This window comes from Bacillus sp. LJBS17 (genome assembly GCF_019334685.1).
In the GTDB taxonomy this organism is placed as follows: domain Bacteria; phylum Bacillota; class Bacilli; order Bacillales; family Bacillaceae; genus Bacillus; species Bacillus subtilis.
The window spans coordinates 2261046-2282285 of record NZ_CP079759.1 but is presented as its reverse complement, the minus strand read 5'-3'; the positions used below and the strand labels follow the sequence as shown (position 1 = coordinate 2282285).

Genomic DNA, 21240 nt, shown 5'->3' with positions numbered 1-21240 from the left:
TCCATTAGCCTGTAATGGAACGGCTAGAATAGGGAGGGAATGGATATGGAGATACATACATATGAAAAAGAATTTTTTGATCTTTTAAAAAGAATCTCACATTACAGCGAAGCAGTTGCGTTAATGCACTGGGACTCCAGAACAGGCGCGCCGAAAAACGGCTCAGAGGATCGTGCCGAAAGTATCGGCCAGCTTTCAACAGATATATTCAATATCCAAACATCAGATCGAATGAAGGAGCTTATCGATGTCCTGTATGAACGATTAGATGACTTGTCGGAAGATACGAAAAAAGCAGTGGAACTGGCGAAAAAAGAGTATGAAGAGAATAAGAAAATCCCTGAGGCTGAATACAAAGTATACGTGATTCTGTGTTCAAAGGCAGAAACAGCGTGGGAGGAAGCGAAAGGAAAATCTGATTTCAGCTTGTTTTCTCCTTATTTAGAACAGCTGATTGAATTCAATAAACGTTTTATTACGTATTGGGGATATCAAGAGCATCCTTATGATGCATTGCTTGATTTGTTTGAGCCCGGCGTCACGGTAAAGGTGCTTGATCAGCTGTTTGCTGAGCTGAAGGAAGCGATTATCCCTCTTGTTAAACAGGTGACAGCTTCCGGAAATAAACCAGATACAAGCTTTCTTACAAAAGCGTTCCCGAAAGAAAAGCAAAAAGAGCTCAGTCTGTATTTTTTACAGGAGCTTGGCTACGATTTTGATGGCGGAAGACTTGATGAAACCGTTCATCCGTTTGCAACTACGCTGAATCGGGGAGACGTTCGGGTCACGACGAGATATGATGAAAAAGATTTCCGGACGGCGATCTTTGGCACCATTCATGAGTGCGGGCACGCGATTTACGAGCAAAATATTGATGAAGCACTCAGTGGCACGAACTTGTCAGACGGCGCATCAATGGGAATTCATGAATCGCAATCATTATTTTACGAGAATTTTATCGGCCGCAACAAGCATTTTTGGACTCCGTACTATCAGAAGATTCAAGAAGCATCACCTGAACAGTTCAAGGACATCTCCCTGGATGATTTTGTCCGGGCAATCAATGAATCAAAACCTTCATTTATCAGGGTCGAAGCGGATGAATTGACGTATCCTCTTCATATCATCATCCGTTATGAAATTGAAAAAGCGATTTTCAGCAATGAAGTGTCTGTGGAAGATCTGCCGTCGCTTTGGAATCAAAAATACCAGGATTATTTAGGGATTACACCGCAGACCGACGCAGAGGGGATTTTACAGGACGTCCATTGGGCAGGTGGTGATTTCGGCTACTTCCCATCCTATGCGCTCGGCTACATGTATGCGGCTCAGCTGAAACAAAAAATGCTTGAGGATCTCCCTGAATTTGACGCTCTCTTGGAAAGAGGAGAGTTCCATCCGATAAAGCAATGGCTGACGGAAAAGGTGCACATTCACGGAAAACGGAAAAAGCCGTTAGACATTATTAAAGATGCAACAGGAGAAGAGCTGAATGTTCGCTATTTAATTGATTATTTATCAAACAAATATTCAAATCTCTATCTGTCATAATCAAAAGCCTGGCGGCGCGGTCGTCAGGCTCTTTTATATCGTATACCCTTGAAATACGAATGATATCTAAAAAAACAAAAATAAAGTTCGGGAATTTTTATTTTCAGCCTATGCAAGAGATTAGAATCTTGATATAATTTATTACAATATAATAGGAACACTCATATAATCGCGTGGATATGGCACGCAAGTTTCTACCGGGCACCGTAAATGTCCGACTATGGGTGAGCAATGGAACCGCACGTGTACGGTTTTTTGTGATATCAGCATTGCTTGCTCTTTATTTGAGCGGGCAATGCTTTTTTTATTCTCATAACGGAGGTAAGACAGGATGGAAGCACTGAAACGGAAAATAGAGGAAGAAGGCGTCGTATTATCTGATCAGGTATTGAAAGTGGATTCTTTTTTGAATCACCAAATTGATCCGCTGCTTATGCAGAGAGTTGGTGACGAATTTGCGTCCAGATTTGCAAAAGACGGTATTACCAAAATTGTGACAATCGAATCATCAGGTATTGCTCCCGCTGTAATGACGGGCTTGAAGCTGGGTGTGCCAGTTGTCTTCGCGAGAAAGCATAAATCGTTAACACTCACCGACAACTTGCTGACAGCGTCTGTTTATTCCTTTACGAAGCAAACAGAAAGCCAAATCGCAGTGTCTGGGACCCACCTGTCGGAACAGGATCATGTGCTGATTATCGATGATTTTTTGGCAAATGGACAGGCAGCGCACGGGCTTGTGTCGATTGTGAAGCAAGCGGGAGCTTCTATTGCGGGAATTGGCATTGTTATTGAAAAGTCATTTCAGCCGGGAAGAGAAGAACTTGTAAAACTGGGCTACCGAGTGGAATCTTTGGCAAGAATTCAGTCTTTAGAAGAAGGAAAAGTGTCCTTCGTACAGGAGGTTCATTCATGAGAAATGGATTCGGCAAAACGCTGTCTTTAGGGATTCAGCATGTTCTCGCCATGTATGCCGGCGCCATTGTCGTTCCTCTGATTGTCGGAAAAGCAATGGGACTGACCGTCGAGCAGCTGACTTACTTAGTATCAATTGATATTTTTATGTGCGGTGTGGCTACACTTCTGCAAGTGTGGAGCAACCGATTTTTTGGGATCGGGCTTCCGGTAGTGCTTGGATGTACCTTTACAGCTGTATCGCCAATGATTGCGATTGGATCTGAATATGGGGTTTCAACAGTTTACGGCAGCATTATCGCTTCAGGCATTCTTGTCATTCTTATTTCATTTTTCTTTGGAAAGCTCGTATCGTTTTTTCCGCCGGTCGTGACAGGCTCTGTTGTTACGATTATCGGTATTACACTGATGCCGGTTGCCATGAATAACATGGCCGGCGGAGAAGGAAGTGCAGATTTCGGAGATCTCTCCAACCTTGCTCTTGCTTTTACCGTGTTGAGTATCATTGTGCTTCTGTACCGTTTTACAAAAGGCTTTATCAAGTCCGTCTCGATTTTGATCGGTATTTTGATTGGCACCTTCATCGCTTATTTTATGGGGAAAGTTCAATTTGATAATGTTTCGGACGCGGCAGTTGTTCAAATGATTCAGCCATTTTACTTCGGCGCGCCGTCTTTTCATGCAGCGCCTATCATTACGATGTCCATCGTTGCAATTGTCAGCCTTGTGGAGTCAACTGGTGTTTACTTTGCTTTAGGTGACCTGACAAACCGCCGTTTGACAGAGAAAGATTTGTCTAAAGGCTATCGAGCTGAAGGACTGGCTGTGCTTCTGGGAGGTATTTTTAACGCTTTTCCTTACACGGCATTCTCTCAAAACGTCGGGCTTGTTCAGCTCACAGGGATCAAAAAAAATGCCGTCATTGTGGTCACAGGTGTGATCCTAATGGCATTTGGGCTGTTTCCAAAGATCGCTGCTTTCACGACCATTATTCCATCCGCTGTTTTGGGCGGTGCAATGGTGGCGATGTTTGGAATGGTGATTGCTTACGGAATTAAAATGCTCAGCCGCATTGATTTTGCGAAACAGGAAAATCTGCTGATTGTTGCTTGCTCAGTGGGATTGGGGCTCGGTGTGACCGTTGTGCCGGATATTTTCAAACAGCTTCCGAGTGCCTTAACGCTGCTTACAACGAATGGCATTGTGGCGGGCAGCTTTACTGCAGTCGTCTTAAATATTGTATATAACGTTTTTTCTAAAGCTAAAAAAACAGAACAAGAAGCTGACCTCGCTGAACAAAAAACAGCAGTCTAACTCCGCCGCGGCGGAGTTTTTTTGCATATAAAAAAGATTGTTGCGGCACAATGTATGCAAAGAGGTGATCGCATGGCGTTTATTTTATCCATTGGAACAAGTCTTCCTGCGTATAATGTAAACCAAGAGAAAGCGGCCGAGTTCGCCCGCTATATGTTTCAGCATTCTTTTAAGGATATTGACCGGCTGTTATCCTCCTTTAAAAACGGGCAAATCCATTCGAGACAGTTTGTTAAGCCGATTGAATGGTATAAAGAGGGGCACAGCTTTGAAGAAAAAAATCAAATATACATAGAAGAAACACTTAAACACAGCAGAGCGGCTGTTCGTGAGTGCCTCTCTCATCCGGAATTTTTTCAAGAAGCCATTCCTTATGAGAAAGTGGAAGCTGTTTTTTTCGTCTCCAGTACAGGTCTTTCCACACCGAGTATCGAGGCGCGGCTTATGAATGAACTTCCGTTTTCTCCATATACGAAGCGGATCCCGATTTGGGGGCTTGGCTGTGCAGGAGGAGCCAGCGGACTTGCGCGTGCAGCCGAATACTGCAAAGCGTATCCTGAGGCTTTTGTTCTTGTCATTGCTGCCGAGCTGTGCAGCCTGACATTCCAGCCGGAAGATAAAACAAAAAGCAATCTGATCGGCACCTCGCTTTTTGGTGACGGCATTGCTGCAGCTTTATTATGCGGAGAGAAGGCGGACCGCAGGATGTCAAAGCTGAAGCTTGCGCCGAAGATAATGGACGCCCAATCTGTTTTGATGAAACAATCAGAAGATGTCATGGGCTGGGACTTTACCGATCAAGGATTCAAAGTCATTTTCTCACGAGACATTCCGACCTTGGTGGAAAAATGGCTCAAAACAAATGTACAGATTTTTTTGGACAAACATAAGCTGTCATTCCATGATATCAGTGTTTTTTTGGCGCATCCAGGCGGAAAAAAAGTGATCGATGCATACATCAAAAGTCTCGGGCTGTCGTCAGAAAAGCTTTCATCTGCGCAAAGCATTTTGCAAAAGCACGGAAATATGTCTTCAGCCACAATCTTGTATGTGATCAAAGACCATCTGCAGAACGGACATAAAAAGGAAGCTGAACGAGGACTGATTGGCGCATTAGGGCCGGGTTTCTCATCAGAATTGCTGTTATTCAGCTGGGAAAAGGGGGCCTGACTCATGTTTTGGTTGTTGATCGCCATTCTCATTGTTCAAAGAGCAGCAGAAATGGCAGTGGCCAGGCAAAACGAACAAAAGGTAAAGAAGCAAGGAGCAATTGAATTTGGCGAGAGCCACTATCCGTATATCATTACGATGCATATCCTTTTTTTCCTGTCCTTAATTGCCGAGGTGCTGCTGATGAATAAACAGCCGTCCAGCTGGTGGCTCGGTATCGCTGCAGTTATTTTAAGCGTACAGATCGTACGGTATTGGGCGCTTTGTTCCTTAGGGGCATATTGGAATACGAAAATCCTTGTTGTTCCAGGTGTAGAGCTTGTAAAAAAAGGTCCATATAAATGGATGAAACATCCAAACTATGCCGTTGTTATACTCGAAATTTTGCTGATTCCGCTGCTTTATCAAGCATACGTCACCATGTGTCTGTTTTCCATTTTCAATGCCGTGTTGTTAAGCGTCAGAATTCGCGCAGAAGACAAAGCATTACAGGAATACAGCGTAAAATAGCGATTGAAAATCATTCTCAACCATGTTAAAATGGATTTGAAAAAGATTCTCAATCAGGATGGTGAAGCAAATGACAATGCTGTTTTTGCTTGGAGCGGTTTGTACATATAGTGTATTAATTGGTTTTGTATTAAAAGGAATCTCTAATAAATCTGTTTGATGAATCTGGAACTTGTAAAAGTTGCAGATTTTCTTTTATAGAAGCTGCCGTAATGGCGGCTTTTTTCTATTCACCTAAAGAAATTTGGTTTATTCTTGTGTAAAATGAAAAGGGAATGAATTCAGATCTTTCGAAAAAGGTTCACAATTGAAACGGCACAAAGGGGTTCAGACTTATGACAGATCAAAACAGAAAAGAGCTTTTGCATAAAACCGGGGAACTTTATAAGCAATTTATTGAGAATCAAGATGAACAAAGGGCTGCTAAACTGGCTGCGGTCATGAAAAAAGCGGCTGATGAAGAGGTTTATATCGCGTTTACCGGGCATTATTCAGCGGGGAAATCGTCACTGCTGAACTGCCTGTTAATGGAGAATATTTTGCCGACAAGCCCGATTCCGACAAGCGCTAACCTTGTTGTGATCAGAAACGGGGAAAAGCGAGTTCGGCTTCATACAACAGACGGAGCGTGTGCTGAGCTGGAAGGGCCTTACCAGAAAGACAAGGTGCAGCAATATTGTAAAGACGGGGAACAGATTGAAATCGTCGAAATTTTTGACAGATATACTGAGATCGATTCCGGGGTTGCGTATATTGATACTCCAGGGATAGATTCAACAGATGATGCGCATTTTCTATCGGCTGCTTCTATTCTTCACCAAGCGGATGCGCTGTTTTACGTCGTTCACTATAATCACGTGCACTCTGAGGAAAATGTAAAGTTTCTCAGATCAATAAAAGAAAGCATTCCGAATGTGTATTTTATCGTCAATCAAATTGACCGCCATGATGAGACGGAGACGAAATTTGGAGACTATAAAGCGCAGGTAGAGGAGATGCTTTGCAATGAAGGGATTTCAAAGGAAGCGCTCTATTTTACGTCAGTAACAGAACCGAACCACCCGTTCAATCAGATGGGGGCCCTGAGAGAAGAGTTAAGAAGAATAGAACAGCAATCAAAAAGCAATATGCAGGCTTTAACCGTTCAAAAAGTCCGTAATCTGCTAAAGGAACATACGGAAATGCTGAAGAAAGACGAAACAGGCGCTCCGAGTTTCGCTGAACAGCTTAATATCCAAACTGGACTGGTCCAATCGCTGCGTGATCAATTGGATGAGGCCGAAAAACAAACGACTGAGGCAGAGAAGAGGATGCAGGAAGAAATCAATCGTATTTTAAAAAACGCCAACCTGACGCCTTTTGAAATGCGTGAATTGGCGGCTGCATTTTTAGAATCACAAAAGCCTTCTTTTAAAACCGGCTTTTTCTTTTCTAAAGCGAAAACTGCACAGGAAAGAGATAAAAGGCGGAATGCTTTTTTCTCTGATGTGGCAAAACGAACAGAGGCCGAAGCGGATTGGCATATGATAGACACGCTTCATAAACTCGCCAAGGCATTTGATGTCTATACCGCTGAAAGTGAAAAGCTGATTCAGGCCTATCGCACACCGCTTGATATAAGCATCATTGAACGCGCGGTCAAGCATGGTGCAGCCTTTTCATCTGAATATGTATTGCAATATACAAAAGACTTGGCAGAGCTCATCCGGAAAGAGGCGAAAAGAGAAGCCGCAGACATCATAAAGGTGCTCTCCGCTATGGTGAAAGAGCGTGTTTCCAAAGACGTGCAAACGATTAACGACCGGCTCGTCCAAGAATCAGAAAAACTTGTCTTTCTTCAAGAACAGGCGCGTTTAGAGAATTATGCCCGAGAGAAAACCGATCGCCTGTGGGCCATTTGGGAAGAAGAGTCCGCATGCCCAATGCATATAGACACAGAATGGTTTAAATCGAAGAAAACAAGAGTGGCGGCTCCAGAGCAGAAACAAGGCCGAAGCCAGCTGACGGCGCAGCCGATGCCGAAATCAGAAATCAAAATGGAACAAGAAATGCCGCTTCAAGACCAAATCAAACGCTTTTACACTTTGTCTGACCTTTTAGGCGAATGCAGCATGTTGTTAAAGCAAACTTCAGCGTTTCGTGAAAGGGTGAAAAGGCTTGAGGAACGGAAATTTACACTCGCTCTTTTTGGAGGCTTCAGCTCGGGGAAATCATCATTTGCCAATGCGCTTGTCGGCGAAAGAGTGCTGCCATCCTCACCAACGCCAACCACAGCGACAATTAACAAGATCACAATGCCAATCAATGGCAACTTAAACAAAACAGCGGATGTAGTGTTTAAGACAGAGGATGCCATAACGGCTGAAATTTTGCAGCTCACCGGAATACCAAAGGAACCGGCAGGCCGTTCCTTCACAGAGAAGTGGGAAAAGGCAGTCAAAAAAAACAGGCTGCAGGAAGAACAAGTGAAATTGATCAGCAATTTCCTGCTTGCATATGAGAAGTATCAGCAGTATATACAGGAACAGAAGAAATTAACGATTCCGCTATCTGAATTAAAGCCGTATGTAGCAGAGGAAACAACGGCCTGTGCTGTAAAAGAGGTAACGGTCTACTATACATGCCCGCTCACTGAAAAAGGGATTACGATCGTTGATACACCCGGCGCGAGCAGCATGAATAAACGGCATACAGAACTGGCATTCCAATATATCAAAGATGCCGATGCATTTTTTTATATGACTTATTATCAGCACTCTTTTTCAAAAGGAGACCGTTCATTTTTGCGAAAGCTTGGACTTGTGAAAGAATCGCTCAGCATGGATAAAATGTTTTTTATTATTAATGCTGCAGACCTTGCAAAAGATAAAACAGAACTCGAAACAGTGACCGATTATGTCAGCGCAGAGCTTGTAAAAGAAGGGGTTTATGAGCCGCAGCTCTTTACCGTATCAAGTAAGGAGGAACTGGTGGGAAAACCGGAGTCATTTTATAATCAGTTCCCGAAAGTAAGAAAACACTTAGACCGGTTTATCGAAGTGGATGTAAAAAAAGCGTCAGCAGCGCAGCTCAGTTCGGAGGCAGACAAACTATGCGAAACTGTTTTTCAGCTTCACCAATCCCAGCATCAGTCCCGAGAAGAGAAGGAAGCGCAGAAACAGCGCCTTATGCTGTCATTTGAGCGGACAGCGGCCGATATCGAGAAACGTCGGAACTCAGAAACCATCATTGAAAAAGTAAAAAAAGATACAAGAGAGCAGCTATATCACATTACACAGCGATTATCATATTTTGCAAATGATTTATTAAAATCGGCATTTCATCCCGGGCTGCAAAACGGGGATTGGAAAAAGAACGTCAGTAAGGCGATGACAACAGCCTTACATGAATATCAATTTGAATATATTCAGGAAATCAAAACGCTTGATGTTCGTATGAGCGGTTTCATCGAACGGCATATCAATGAAGAATGGCTGGATCAATTTCAAAAAACATTAAACGAGGACGGCTATTTTTCCGTTTATGCGGGTGATCAGCATTCAAACGGCATACAGTTGAAGGAAGTTGAACCAGAAATAGAAGAACGTGCTTTTGAGCAGGAACTAAAAGAGGTCAAATCACCGAAGCAGTTTTTTGAGCAGAAAGGAAAATCGGCCTTTATCGAAGCTGTACGGATGAAACTTACGAAAATCACAGAGGCATGGATAAAAAATGAAGAAGAAAGCCTGATTTCTCATTACACAGCTCACCTCAGACGCTTACAGGAAGATATGGGCGAAAAAGCAATCGCGCAAATAACGGATCAAAAAGAGACATATTTAAGAGGATATGCGGAAGGGGAACATGCGAAAGAGATTGAAATAGCGTACCAGGCGTGCATCTCCTGGAAAAATTCAGACAATACAATAAAAATGTAAAATTCAGTTGGCTTGTATTTCAAGTCATGGTAGACTAAATAGAAAAAAGCGAGATGAACGATTAATGTCAGAGGTACATACAGCAATTTCAGCACATTCATCAAAACAGCACGAGCATATCAAAGCATTTATGCGTCTTGAAAATATGCGTGAATTGGCGATTGAAGAAGCTGTTGCTAAATGCAAAAACGATGAGCCTTATACTACAGATGCAATTAATGAAATTACCGAGCAAATGAATCAGCTCGCTAAAAAAGGCATCGTCCCGACAAGACGGCTTGTATCAAAAGAAATGGTCAGAGAATACGTAAGCCGCATGTAAGCTGGATGATCCTGTCGCGAGTGAACCTCCTGCCGGAAGCATATACTATATGCATCCGACGTAAGGGGGGATTCATGTTGGGCAGAACAAAGCTCGGAAACAGAAATGCACAGGCGAATAACAATGCCAAAAAGAAAAACGGATTTCAAACCCATTTTGACTCTTACGCAGGACGCGAAGCTGAAAAGCTGATCGTCAGCAACAAAAGACACAACGATTGATAAATATCCAAACAGTATCTCTGATTAAAGAGATACTGTTTTTTATTTTTGGGCTGCTTTATGATAAAATAGAAGGAATGAAAGAAAAGGGAGTTATTTGATGAATAATAATAAACTATTGCTGGTTGACGGCATGGCTCTTTTATTCCGGGCCTTTTTTGCCACGGCCGTACATCGCAACTTTATGATAAATGACAGCGGGGTGCCGACGAACGGCGTCAACGGCTTTTTAAAGCATTTGATTACAGCTGTGGAAACATTCCAGCCGACACACGTCGTCTGCTGCTGGGACATGGGGAGCAAAACGTACCGAAATGATTTGTTCCAAGATTATAAGGCCAACCGCAGCGCGCCGCCTGTGGAGCTGATTCCGCAGTTTGATTTGGCAAAGGAAGCAGCCGCAGAGCTTGGAATCATGAATATTGGCTTTGCCGGTTATGAAGCGGATGACTGTATCGGTACTCTTGCCGATTTATTTGCGAATGAAGCGGACATTACGGTCGTAACAGGAGACAGAGATTTACTTCAGCTGTTAACGGATAAAGTAAGCGTTGCTTTGCTTCAAAAAGGAATCGGAAATTATAAAGTCTATACAAAAGAGACTTTTTATGAAGAAACAGGCGTAATGCCGAAGGCTTTGATTGATATTAAAGCGCTTATGGGAGATTCCAGTGATAACTATCCCGGAGTCAAAGGGATTGGAGAAAAAACAGCCTACAAACTGATTCGTGAATACGAAACGATTGACCGTTTATTGGAAAATCTTTCTCTTCTTCCAAAAGGACAGCAGGGAAAAATTCAGCAAGGTTTAAGCGATTTGGAGATGTCGAGGAAGCTTGCGGAAATTCATTGCTCAGTGCCGCTGGCCTGCACACTGAAAGACGCTTTATTTACTTTGCAAATGGAGCAGGCGGCTGACATGCTTCGCCGCCACCAAATCAAAGGAATTGAGCGTATGCTTGAAAAGCTGAACGCTAGAGAGATCGTTTAGATCTTCTCTAGCGTTTTGTATTGCTTTTTTTTGCTCTCTCCTCAAGCTCTGTTTTAGGGTCATTATGTGTATTGCCTTCCAGGTCGCCTTGCGGAGTAACACCGCCGGTCAGCCGGCCTTTATCTTTCTTTTTCATGTTAGTTCACCTCGCCATTAGGATGAACCAATCATCAAGATTTAATTCTTTTCATTCAGCCGAATCGCTTCTTTTGCCAGAAGATCGGCTTTTTGGTTTTGCTTGCCCGGTATCCATTTGATGAAAAAAAGAGGGAATGCCGCTTTTAATCGGATGATTTCTTCTACGAACGGTTGAAACGTTTTATTTTTAACCATTTCAAGCTCAGTGGCGCGTTCCACAATATCTGAATCGGTTCGAAAGGAAACCGATTGATACCCGCGCGTTGCACATAGCTTCATCCCTTCAATTAATGCAAGAAATTCCGCTTCCTGATTTGTATGCACTCCGATTGGAATAGAGAAGGATTCTGCTGTTCCCTCATGTTTGATAAAAATGCCGATACCCGAAGGCCCGGGATTACCAGCGCTTGCGCCGTCTACGTATATTTCTGTAGGCATTATGAACTCCTTTCATCTTTAGGTATCATTTTTTTGGCTGCATAAGCATAAGGCAATGAAATCAAAGATACCGCAAACTTAATCAAATATGTAGAAATAAAAATATGAAGCCACACGCCTGCCGGATAAATGCCGAGAAAGGCGACTGCAGTGAATATGAATGTATCAAACAGCTGGCTGACTGCTGTACTGCCGCCGTTTCTGAGCCATAAAAGCCGATCAGAAGGAAATATCCTTCTAATTGCCGAATATACATAAACATCCAGCGTTTGGCTGAAGATAAAGGCAAGCAGACTTCCTAACGCAACTCGCGGAAGGAATCCGAAGATCGTTTCCAGCGCTGTTTGTGATATGTCGCTGGAAGCCGGTTCGAAAAGCAGCACACCCTGCATGACAAATGTCAGCGTCAGGAGCGTTGAGAATCCGAGCCATACCGCTTTTCTGGCTTCAGCTGGTCCGTATTTTTCATTCAGCACATCTGTCGCAAAAAAGATTGTGCCATACATCACATTTCCGAGTGTCGCTGTTAAGCCAAACAGTTCGACTGTTTTGACGACTTGGAGGTTGGCGCAGACTGTCGCAAAACCGATCCAAACAAACAGTCCCATTTTGCCAAATCCTTTATAAAATAAAAGAACAATGATAAAATGAATGATCGCAAAAAAGATCCAAAACGAATTATTAAACAAGATGAAAAAGCTTCCTTTCCGGGGTAAGATTGGTTTGATTATAGCATAAGCCCGGCAACTAATGAATGGTAAGGTGATTGTAATGAAGCTCAGACCGCATTTGAAAATAGAAGCAAAAGGCACGGGATCCGTCTCATTTTTTAGCGAAGACTGGCTGACAGCACAGCAGGCACGTATGCTCGCCAGAGAACTTGGTCGTTTTCCATACATGAAAGAGCTAGAGTTCGAAGACGAGAAAGGCGGCAGCTGGACGCTGAAGGAATTGGAAAAGCTGACAGAGGAGCTTGCTCAAGAGCCTGATGACATTACTGTTTATTTTGACGGCAGTTTCGATAAGGAGAGCGAACTGGCCGGTCTCGGGATCGTCATCTATTATTCATTGGGAGGAATCCGGCATCGCTTGAGAAAAAATAAAAGCTTCCGGCTGAAAACCAATAATGAAGCTGAATACGCAGCGCTTTATGAAGCAATAAGAGAAGTAAGAGAGCTTGGGGCAAGCAGAAATTCAATTACAATCAAAGGGGACTCGCTTGTTGTGCTGAATCAGCTTGACGGCAGCTGGCCTTGTTATGATCCATCTCATAATGAATGGCTTGACAAAATAGAAGCACTCCTTGAATCGCTGAAGCTTACTCCAACCTACGAAACAATACAACGAAAAGACAATCAGGAAGCTGACGGCCTCGCTAAAAAAATTCTATCCCATCAATTCGTAGAAAGCCACACGAAATTAGACCGTAACGGAGATGACGATATTGGATAAGAAAATGATCTTTAAAGAACTGACAGAACTGCACGATGAATATTGCAAGGACTGTTTTATTAAGAAGCAGTTTCGCAAAGAATTTGGCAAAACTTATGCGCATTCATTTTGTATCAATAAATGTACGGTTGGTGAAAAGCTGAAACAATACGGAGATGTCTTAACCAATCACTAAAAATAAAAACCGCAGAAGCTGCGGTTTTTATTCTTTGAATTCATCCAGCTGATGCTCGCTGTCATCTAGCAGTTGCTGTTGCTGCTTTACAAATTCAGGATCATCGAGAGCTGCCAGCTCTTCAGATTGTGACAGTTCTCTAGCATCCTCAATGGCTTGGTATGCAGAGTCAACTAATGTTTTGCTTTGGCCTCTCGTCGCAGCTCCTGTTGTTTTCTGCGCTGTTTCCACCGCTAGTTCCAGCTGCCGCTTATCCGTAAAGCCAGTCTGATCCTCATTATGAAATTCTGAAGTCACCAAAAACACCTCCGCCATTATTTTGCAGAGTTTTTTTGAAATTTATGTACCAAAATAGAAAAGAAAATAAAAATAAGCCGATATAACTATTGAACCAGAATAAATAGGACTGTTTTACTATTTGGGTATCTTGATAGAGAAGGGGAACGCAGCTATGGATGATAAAGACTTGAAGTTGATCCTTCACAAAACATTTATAGAAATATACAGTGATTTAGAAGAACTGGCGGATATTGCGAAAAAAGGAAAACCGTCAATGGAAAAGTATGTTGAAGAGATTGAACAGAGGTGCAAACAAAACATTTTGGCGATTGAAATCCAGATGAAAATCAAATAGGAGAGGCGAATGCCTCTCCTCTATTTGTCATCTCATCATCATGTATTGAGTTTAGAGTTTTACAACATTAGAAGCTTGAGGTCCACGATTACCTTCGACAATTTCAAAAGAAACTTCTTGTCCTTCTTCTAATGATTTGTATCCTTCTCCTTCGATAGCTGTGAAGTGAACAAATACATCGTCTCCGCCTTCAACTTCAATGAAGCCGAATCCTTTTTCGTTGTTGAACCATTTTACTTTACCGTTTTGCATATTGCTTAATTCCTCCTAGTACTGTAGCACCCATGTGCTAAAAAAAATTTTGTCATCATTTAACTTTGATTCATTGTTAAATGATGGTTCAACTATACACCATCTGGGAGCACCCGTCAAGTTGCGAAACGGCTTATTTTTCAAAAGAAGGGCAAGTTCCATAAAAAAATGTAACCGCTTTTATTGATGGCTGAATATAAATAAAAAGAGCACACGATTTTCGTATGCTCTCAAGTACGCCATTACGATAGCACTTTGGCTTTTTGTTTGGCAGTCATCATTTCTGATTCCTTCAGGATATCCTCTAAAATCACTTCAGAGGAGTTTGCTAAATGAAGGTCCTTAATGTTTTTCTTCATGCGATGCAAGGTATCTTCATCTGCAAGAAGGGAAGTGACTGATTCGAGAATCTCTTCATGACGGTTCACAACGATGGCAGCTCCGCGGTCTTCAAAGAAGTTTGCATTTTCTTTTTCCTGGCCAGGCACGGGTTTGTACAGAATGACAGGCACTCCAATGGCTGTGGCTTCTGTCAAAGTAATGCCGCCGGGCTTGGTAATCATGCAATCTGTGATCCGAAATAGCTCATCAATGCGCTCCACATAGCCCAGAACTTTTAATTTGTCACCATTTTCCGCCTCAAGCGCACTCAAAGATTCTTTTAAAGCCGTATTTTTCCCGCACACGACAACCACTTGCACTTGGTCATCCTTGACAAGGTTTTCGCACAGCTCTTTTACGTTCTTTAATACACCGTGAGCACCTGCCATGATCAGAAGCACTTTTTTGTTTGGTGAAAGATTGTACTTTTTATATATCGGGCCAACCGGCATGGATTCTTCAAATTGCGGCCTGATTGGAATTCCTGTGATTTTTACATTGCTTGGATGAGTGCCGATCTCCAGCAGTTTTTCCTTCACGTAATCTGTTGCCACATAATATTTATCCACGTTTTCGTGAACCCAAATTTTATGAAGACAAAAATCAGTCATAACGTTGAAGGTAGGAATGACTCTTCCAGTTCGGCGTCTGTATTCCGGCACGACGATCATCGGAAATGTATTAATAATAATATCGGGCTGATGTTCATCGACAAGTTCGCCCAATCTTTTATTACCCATTTTAAAGTAAATATTGAATTTACGTTTATTATAGATTTTGTCAACTCCGTAATAAAACAAACGATAAAACTGTTTCCCGATTGAGAAGCTTTTTAAATAAAGGTATTGAGTTACCTCTGAAACAATCGGATTTGACTCTTGGTACAAATTAGAAACTGTTACATGCTGAAAGCCGAGCCGTACACATTGTTCATAAAGTGTTTTGGCTACCTGCACATGTCCATTTCCGTAATTTGCAGTCAAAATTAATACTCTTTTATTGGTATTCAAGTAAATTCACCTCAATGTAATCAACAACAAGCAAGCTTCATGCATCGTAAGGAGTTATTGTCTATACATAAACATAACACAAATACATAATCGAATTATTAATGCAGTGAAAAAGTTAAGCTAATTTTAAATGATTTGGATTCCAGTATTTTAAATTTTTGTTATACGCAGACTGAATCAGATGTATTTTATCATATTTTTTGCTCAGCGTATCACTAAAAAAAGAAAAATTAGTCCCATTCATAAGGAGTTTCTTGGTAAACGTAATAATTCAGCCAATTCATAAACAATAATGTGGCATGCGCTTTCCAGCGATTCACTGGCTCGTTGCTGCCTTTTGCAAAATAATGTTTAGGCTCCTCGACAGTAGAAAGGTTTCGTTCCAAATCTCTTTCATACTCTTGAAGAAGCGTATTTGTATCATATTCAGGGTGCCCTGTCAAAAAGACTTGTTTTTCGTCTTTTGACACAATTAAGCAAACCCCGGCTTCCTTTGATGCGGTAAGAATGTTTAAATCGGGCACTGCTTGAAGCTGTTCCATATTTATATCTGTATGCCGGGAATGCGGCACGTAGTATAGCTCGTCAAAACCTCTTACCAATCTTTCGTGTTTTGAAAGAACGGTATGTTCGAACACACCGAAGATTTTTTTCGGCATTTGAATTTTTTCCACACCGTAATGGTAATACAAACCTGCTTGAGCACCCCAGCAAATATGCAAGGTTGAAGTGACATTTGTTTTGCTCCACTCCATGATTTCCTTGAGCTCTTCCCAATATGAAACCTCTTCAAACGCCAAATGCTCGATCGGCGCACCGGTGATAATCATGCCGTCAAACCTCTTGTGACGGATATTGGAAAAAGTCGTGTAAAATTCGTCAAGGTGTTCTCTCGCAGTATTTTTCGGCGTGTGTGTGCTTGGGATTAAAAATGTGAAATGAACCTGTAAAGGCGAATTTCCAAGCAATCTGAGAAGCTGAGTCTCTGTTTGGATTTTTTTCGGCATCAAATTTAATATAATAATTTTTTGCGGCCGGATATCCTGATGAAATGCTCTGCTTTCATCCATTACAAATATATGTTCACTTTCAAGCACCTGTTTTGCCGGCAGGTGTGTTGGTATATTAATAGGCAACGTGCCACCTCCATTATTTCCCCGTTTAATTTTCTTCATTATAGGAATTTTCACGCCAATTTTCAATCTATCTATGCGTGTTGAGGGGAAACAACAGAAAACTCTTTAAATAAAACGCACTGACACGCCTTTTGGTTTCACAGTAAAATGATTTTCCATGATGTCAGAGGGAATTGTAATGTTTTATAGAATGATAAGATAAAAAATGAGCCATATGAATTGATAATGAACGGACGCTCATATCGTTAGGTTTCTTATGAGTTCTTAATTGATGTTTACATTTTGAATTGCGATTTAAAAAAGGTAAAATAATCAGCACTAGGGACATAGGAGGGACTTACATGTCTATTTATCATATGAAGGTACGTACAATCACAGGGAAAGACATGACACTTCAGCCTTTCGCGGGAAAGGTACTGATGATCGTGAATACAGCAAGTAAGTGCGGTTTTACTCCTCAATTAAAGCAGCTGCAGGAATTATATGATACATATCAGCAGGAGGGGCTGGAGATCTTAGGGTTCCCCTGCAATCAATTCATGAACCAAGAGCCTGGTGAAGAGGCTGACATACAGGAATTTTGTGAAACAAATTACGGTGTTACATTTCCTATGTTTTCAAAAGTGGATGTAAACGGGAAAAACGCCCACCCGCTGTTTGTGTATTTGACAGAACATGCGAAAGGGATGCTGGGAACTAAGGCGATCAAGTGGAATTTCACGAAATTTATAGTGGATAGAAATGGAGAAATCGTTGGCCGTTATTCACCAAATACAAATCCGAAAGAGCTGGAAAACGATATCGTGAAGCTATTAGAGCAATAAAAAGAGGGTGTTTTTGTGAAGGAATTGAAGCAGGCAGAGCAAATCAGGACATGGGTTCAATCTATCCTGACTGACGAAAGCTCTGGACATGACTGGCATCATGTATCAAGAGTAGCAGATCTTGCAGCGTATATTGGAGAAAAGGAAAAAGCGGATTTGTTCATTGTTGAAACGGCGGCTTTGGTTCATGATTTAATTGATGTGAAGCTGCCTGACACGGTCAGGCTTTCTGTGAGCGAAGTATATGATCAGCTCGTTTTTTTCGGAGTAGGAAAAGAGAATGCTGACAGGGTGATTCATATTATAACAAGGATGTCCTTTCGGGACAGGGGGAAATTGGCGAAGGAGCCGCTCTCAATTGAAGGAAAAGCTGTACAGGATGCTGACAGACTTGATGCGATTGGTGCTGTCGGCATTGCGAGAGCTTTCATGTTTGCGGGCGCAAACGGGCATGGCCTTTATGGAGATGAGCAAAGCGCCTACGCTCATTTTTTTCATAAGCTGCTGCGGCTGAAAGATATGATGAATACAGACACTGCACGGGAACTGGCAGAAGAAAGACACAATTTTATGCTTCAGTTTGTCCGCCAATTAGAAAAAGAAATACCCGGGATTGATGCCAAAACGTCGTAATAGAAGGCTTGGAGCGACTATGATAGAATAAGTCACAGATATGCTATAGGAGGACGATCATGAAGATAAAATCAATTGAACCTACACCAAGCCCGAATACAATGAAAGTCATCTTAACGGAAGAGCTTCCGGCGGGCAAAAGCAATAACTATAAACCTGAGCAAGCAGAAGGCGCACCGCCTGTTATAGCGGAAATTCTTAAAATAGATGGAGTTAAAGGGGTATATCACGTCGCAGATTTTCTTGCTGTTGAACGGAATGCAAGATACGACTGGAAAGACATTTTACCGCAAGTCCGCACTGCATTTGGGATGGAAAGTGCTGAAAGCGGAGAAGAAAATCGTTCTGATCAAGAATCTTTTGGAGAGGTAAAAGTTTTTGTGCAGATGTTCAGCGGCATTCCTATGCAAGTTAAATTAACCGATGGAGAGCGGGAAGAACGCTTCGGCTTACCTGAACGCTTTCAGCAGGCGATCTTAAAACTTAGATCTGAAGCTTCCAATGTTGTGTTTGAGCGGGCTTGGAAAGAACAAGGTGTCAGATTCGGTGACTTTGATGAAATCGGCCATGACGTGACAGAAGAGCTTCAGGCGGCATACAGTGATGAACGGCTGAAACGACTGACTGAAGCAGCCGCTCAAGGAAAGGGCGAAGCAAAACAAGCTGTACAGCGCAAAGCGTATAAAGTAACGCTTGACATGCTGGATGATGAGGACTGGAAAAAGCGTTATGCACACTTGGAACAGATGGATCCGAAAGAAGAGGATATCCCGGTTTTACAGAAGGCATTGGATGATCCAAAGGTGTCCATCAGAAGACAGGCTGTTGTGTACTTAGGAATGATTGAAACACCTTGTGTTCTTCCTCTATTGTATAAAGCACTTGAGGACAAAGCTGTATCAGTCAGAAGAACGGCCGGAGACTGCCTGTCTGATATCGGCGATCCTCAAGCCATTCCTGCTATGATCAAGTCGTTAAGCGACTCCAGCAAGCTTGTTCGCTGGCGTGCGGCCATGTTCCTGTACGAAGTCGGGGATGAAAGTGCAATTGAAGCTTTGCGCGCTGCCGAAGATGACCCCGAATTTGAGGTCAGCCTTCAAGTCAAAATGGCGCTTGAACGTATTGAGCATGGAGAAGAAGCAAAAGGTTCTGTTTGGAAACAAATGACGGAAAGCAGAAAAAAAGGCGAATAGAAATAAAAAAGGTGCAGATCATGCACCTTTTTTATGTGAATTCACTTTTTATAAAAATTATTTCGAATATTGTTGAAAAATATCCGAAAACTATTTATAGTAAGTAACAATATTAATAGTTGGAGGGTTCAAATCGAAAGAAAGCTATATAAATATAAAAATACGAAAGAACAAAACAAGGTGAGGGCGGCCTGTATTTATCTTATTTGCAAAAACAGCCCATAAATAAACTGAAAATTGTCAAAATAAAATCCAATCAAACAATTGGAAGAATTTAGGAGGATCACCATGGCAGAATTACGCAGTAATATGATCACACAAGGAATCGATAGAGCTCCGCACCGCAGTTTGCTTCGTGCAGCAGGAGTAAAAGAAGAGGATTTCGGCAAGCCGTTTATTGCGGTGTGTAATTCATACATTGATATCGTTCCCGGTCATGTTCACTTGCAGGAGTTTGGGAAAATCGTAAAAGAAGCAATCAGAGAAGCAGGGGGCGTTCCGTTTGAATTTAATACCATTGGGGTAGATGATGGCATCGCAATGGGGCATATTGGTATGAGATATTCGCTGCCAAGTCGTGAAATTATCGCAGACTCTGTGGAAACGGTTGTATCCGCACACTGGTTTGACGGAATGGTCTGTATTCCGAACTGCGACAAAATCACACCGGGAATGCTTATGGCGGCAATGCGCATCAACATTCCGACGATTTTTGTCAGCGGCGGACCGATGGCGGCAGGAAGAACAAGTGACGGGCGAAAAATCTCTCTTTCCTCAGTATTCGAAGGGGTAGGCGCCTACCAAGCAGGGAAAATCAACGAAAACGAGCTTCAAGAACTAGAGCAGTTCGGATGCCCAACGTGCGGGTCTTGCTCAGGCATGTTTACGGCGAACTCAATGAACTGTCTGTCAGAAGCACTTGGTCTTGCCTTGCCGGGTAATGGAACCATTCTGGCGACATCTCCGGAACGCAAAGAGTTTGTGAGAAAATCGGCTGCGCAATTAATGGAAACGATTCGCAAAGATATCAAACCGCGTGATATCGTTACAGTAAAAGCGATTGATAACGCGTTTGCACTCGATATGGCGCTCGGAGGTTCTACAAATACCGTTCTTCATACCCTTGCCCTTGCAAACGAAGCCGGCGTTGAATACTCTTTAGAACGCATTAACGAAGTCGCTGAGCGCGTGCCGCACTTGGCCAAGCTGGCGCCTGCATCGGATGTGTTTATTGAAGATCTTCATGAAGCGGGCGGCGTGTCAGCGGCTCTGAATGAGCTTTCCAAGAAAGAAGGAGCGCTTCATTTAGATGCGCTGACTGTTACAGGAAAAACTCTTGGAGAAACCATTGCCGGACATGAAGTAAAGGATTATGACGTCATTCATCCGCTGGATCATCCATTCACTGAAAAGGGTGGCCTTGCTGTTTTATTCGGTAATCTAGCTCCGGACGGCGCTATCATTAAAACAGGTGGCGTACAGAATGGGATTACAAGACACGAAGGGCCGGCTGTCGTATTCGATTCTCAGGACGAGGCGCTTGACGGCATTATCAACCGAAAAGTAAAAGAAGGCGACGTTGTCATCATCAGATATGAAGGGCCAAAAGGCGGACCTGGCATGCCGGAAATGCTGGCGCCAACATCCCAAATCGTTGGAATGGGACTCGGACCAAAAGTGGCATTGATTACGGACGGACGTTTTTCCGGAGCCTCCCGTGGCCTCTCAATCGGCCACGTATCACCTGAGGCAGCTGAGGGCGGGCCGCTTGCCTTTGTTGAAAACGGAGACCATATTATCGTTGATATTGAAAAACGTATCTTGGATGTACAAGTGCCAGAAGAAGAGTGGGAAAAACGAAAAGCGAACTGGAAAGGTTTTGAACCGAAAGTGAAAACCGGCTACCTGGCACGTTATTCTAAACTTGTGACAAGTGCCAACACCGGCGGTATTATGAAAATCTAGACAGCTGGGGACACTTCCTTTTATTTTAAGGTGTGAACATTTGAAATCCGGCCCTCTCTATAGTATCCTTTACTTCAGATGAAGGATACTAGAGGGGG

At 42.6% G+C, this 21240-nt stretch carries 25 protein-coding genes and 1 riboswitch; of the genes, 17 read left to right on the top strand and 8 right to left on the bottom strand.

What is annotated here, in order from left to right:
• Window positions 1–45: 45 nt before the first annotated feature.
• The 10 genes from ypwA (at window position 46) to exnP (ending at window position 10911) form a co-directional block, all read left to right on the top strand.
• Window positions 46–1551: a carboxypeptidase gene (ypwA, locus tag KXZ66_RS11645; protein ID WP_219144551.1), complete on the top strand. Its 1506-nt coding sequence runs from the start codon at window positions 46–48 to the stop codon at window positions 1549–1551.
• Between the two features lie 141 nt (window positions 1552–1692).
• A riboswitch (purine riboswitch) is annotated at window positions 1693–1792 on the top strand.
• A gap of 90 nt (window positions 1793–1882) precedes the next feature.
• The gene (gene xpt / locus KXZ66_RS11640; protein WP_032726019.1) at window positions 1883–2467 is read left to right on the top strand and encodes a xanthine phosphoribosyltransferase; all 585 of its coding nucleotides are present in this window, start codon (window positions 1883–1885) and stop codon (window positions 2465–2467) included.
• On the top strand, window positions 2464–3780 hold the full coding sequence (gene pbuX, locus KXZ66_RS11635) for a xanthine permease PbuX (RefSeq protein WP_029726797.1): 1317 nt from the start codon (window positions 2464–2466) through the stop codon (window positions 3778–3780). The genes xpt and pbuX overlap by 4 nt, the downstream gene beginning before the upstream one ends.
• Before the next feature lie 72 nt (window positions 3781–3852).
• Window positions 3853–4950 (top strand): type III polyketide synthase BpsA, encoded by a 1098-nt coding sequence (gene bpsA, locus KXZ66_RS11630; protein WP_015714140.1) that lies wholly within the window; start codon window positions 3853–3855, stop codon window positions 4948–4950.
• Between the two features lie 3 nt (window positions 4951–4953).
• Complete coding sequence (gene bpsB / locus KXZ66_RS11625; RefSeq protein ID WP_004398552.1) at window positions 4954–5460, top strand: alkylpyrone methyltransferase; 507 nt, start codon at window positions 4954–4956, stop codon at window positions 5458–5460.
• A 70-nt stretch (window positions 5461–5530) separates the two neighbouring features.
• A complete protein-coding gene (gene fbpC, locus KXZ66_RS11620) occupies window positions 5531–5620 on the top strand; it encodes a Fur-regulated basic protein FbpC (RefSeq protein WP_100069434.1) in 90 nt (29 codons plus the stop codon).
• Between the two features lie 175 nt (window positions 5621–5795).
• A complete protein-coding gene (gene dynA, locus KXZ66_RS11615; protein ID WP_219144549.1) occupies window positions 5796–9377 on the top strand; it encodes a dynamin GTPase in 3582 nt (1193 codons plus the stop codon).
• A gap of 64 nt (window positions 9378–9441) precedes the next feature.
• The gene (locus KXZ66_RS11610) at window positions 9442–9699 is read left to right on the top strand and encodes a YpbS family protein (protein ID WP_219144548.1); all 258 of its coding nucleotides are present in this window, start codon (window positions 9442–9444) and stop codon (window positions 9697–9699) included.
• Window positions 9700–9773: 74 nt separating this feature from the next.
• Window positions 9774–9920, top strand: coding sequence for a hypothetical protein (locus KXZ66_RS11605; RefSeq protein WP_219144547.1), 147 nt, complete (start codon window positions 9774–9776; stop codon window positions 9918–9920).
• Between the two features lie 100 nt (window positions 9921–10020).
• Window positions 10021–10911, top strand: coding sequence for a 5'-3' exonuclease ExnP (exnP, locus tag KXZ66_RS11600; protein WP_003230763.1), 891 nt, complete (start codon window positions 10021–10023; stop codon window positions 10909–10911).
• 7 nt (window positions 10912–10918) lie between these two features.
• Here exnP and sspL read toward each other — a convergent pair whose 3' ends face one another.
• From sspL to KXZ66_RS11585, 3 genes are read right to left on the bottom strand one after another with little or no spacing between them, the layout of a single operon-like run.
• Window positions 10919–11047, bottom strand: coding sequence for a small, acid-soluble spore protein L (sspL, locus tag KXZ66_RS11595; RefSeq protein ID WP_003218255.1), 129 nt, complete (start codon window positions 11045–11047; stop codon window positions 10919–10921).
• Window positions 11048–11088: 41 nt separating this feature from the next.
• Complete coding sequence (locus tag KXZ66_RS11590; RefSeq protein WP_015251853.1) at window positions 11089–11487, bottom strand: reverse transcriptase-like protein; 399 nt, start codon at window positions 11485–11487, stop codon at window positions 11089–11091.
• Window positions 11487–12176, bottom strand: a complete 690-nt coding sequence (locus KXZ66_RS11585; protein WP_014477139.1) for a queuosine precursor transporter — start codon at window positions 12174–12176, stop codon at window positions 11487–11489. Before KXZ66_RS11585 ends, KXZ66_RS11590 begins: the two co-directional genes overlap by 1 nt.
• Before the next feature lie 82 nt (window positions 12177–12258).
• On the opposite strand from KXZ66_RS11585, the gene KXZ66_RS11580 reads away from it, so the two are divergent.
• Both KXZ66_RS11580 and KXZ66_RS11575 read left to right on the top strand, forming a co-directional pair.
• On the top strand, window positions 12259–12939 hold the full coding sequence (locus KXZ66_RS11580) for a ribonuclease H family protein (RefSeq protein WP_021481511.1): 681 nt from the start codon (window positions 12259–12261) through the stop codon (window positions 12937–12939).
• Entirely contained in the window at window positions 12932–13114 is a 183-nt protein-coding gene (locus tag KXZ66_RS11575) for a zinc-finger domain-containing protein (RefSeq protein ID WP_004399003.1), read from the top strand. Before KXZ66_RS11580 ends, KXZ66_RS11575 begins: the two co-directional genes overlap by 8 nt.
• Window positions 13115–13141: 27 nt before the next feature.
• Here KXZ66_RS11575 and KXZ66_RS11570 read toward each other — a convergent pair whose 3' ends face one another.
• Window positions 13142–13411, bottom strand: a complete 270-nt coding sequence (locus KXZ66_RS11570) for a DUF2564 family protein (protein WP_004398863.1) — start codon at window positions 13409–13411, stop codon at window positions 13142–13144.
• Between the two features lie 154 nt (window positions 13412–13565).
• Here KXZ66_RS11570 and degR point away from each other — a divergent pair, with 154 nt between their 5' ends.
• Window positions 13566–13748, top strand: coding sequence for a transcriptional regulator DegR (gene degR, locus KXZ66_RS11565; RefSeq protein WP_003230774.1), 183 nt, complete (start codon window positions 13566–13568; stop codon window positions 13746–13748).
• Window positions 13749–13799: 51 nt separating this feature from the next.
• Here the strand turns inward: degR and cspD are convergent, their stop codons facing one another.
• From cspD to metA, 4 genes are all read right to left on the bottom strand, one after another.
• The gene (cspD, locus tag KXZ66_RS11560) at window positions 13800–14000 is read right to left on the bottom strand and encodes a cold-shock protein CspD (protein ID WP_003153604.1); all 201 of its coding nucleotides are present in this window, start codon (window positions 13998–14000) and stop codon (window positions 13800–13802) included.
• 15 nt (window positions 14001–14015) lie between these two features.
• Window positions 14016–14162, bottom strand: coding sequence for a hypothetical protein (locus KXZ66_RS11555; RefSeq protein WP_120028300.1), 147 nt, complete (start codon window positions 14160–14162; stop codon window positions 14016–14018).
• Between the two features lie 80 nt (window positions 14163–14242).
• A complete protein-coding gene (locus KXZ66_RS11550) occupies window positions 14243–15391 on the bottom strand; it encodes a diglucosyl diacylglycerol synthase (protein WP_003246153.1) in 1149 nt (382 codons plus the stop codon).
• Window positions 15392–15621: 230 nt separating this feature from the next.
• Complete coding sequence (gene metA / locus KXZ66_RS11545) at window positions 15622–16527, bottom strand: homoserine O-acetyltransferase MetA (RefSeq protein WP_064671093.1); 906 nt, start codon at window positions 16525–16527, stop codon at window positions 15622–15624.
• A gap of 341 nt (window positions 16528–16868) precedes the next feature.
• Here metA and KXZ66_RS11540 point away from each other — a divergent pair, with 341 nt between their 5' ends.
• From KXZ66_RS11540 to ilvD, 4 genes are all read left to right on the top strand, one after another.
• The gene (locus tag KXZ66_RS11540; RefSeq protein ID WP_015251858.1) at window positions 16869–17351 is read left to right on the top strand and encodes a glutathione peroxidase; all 483 of its coding nucleotides are present in this window, start codon (window positions 16869–16871) and stop codon (window positions 17349–17351) included.
• Window positions 17352–17366: 15 nt separating this feature from the next.
• On the top strand, window positions 17367–17984 hold the full coding sequence (gene hdhQ / locus KXZ66_RS11535; RefSeq protein WP_064671094.1) for an Mn(2+)-dependent (deoxy)ribonucleoside pyrophosphohydrolase: 618 nt from the start codon (window positions 17367–17369) through the stop codon (window positions 17982–17984).
• Window positions 17985–18043: 59 nt separating this feature from the next.
• Window positions 18044–19177: a conserved virulence factor C family protein gene (locus tag KXZ66_RS11530; protein WP_160244935.1), complete on the top strand. Its 1134-nt coding sequence runs from the start codon at window positions 18044–18046 to the stop codon at window positions 19175–19177.
• 288 nt (window positions 19178–19465) lie between these two features.
• Window positions 19466–21142, top strand: a complete 1677-nt coding sequence (gene ilvD, locus KXZ66_RS11525; RefSeq protein ID WP_043857695.1) for a dihydroxy-acid dehydratase — start codon at window positions 19466–19468, stop codon at window positions 21140–21142.
• Window positions 21143–21240: the final 98 nt, after the last annotated feature.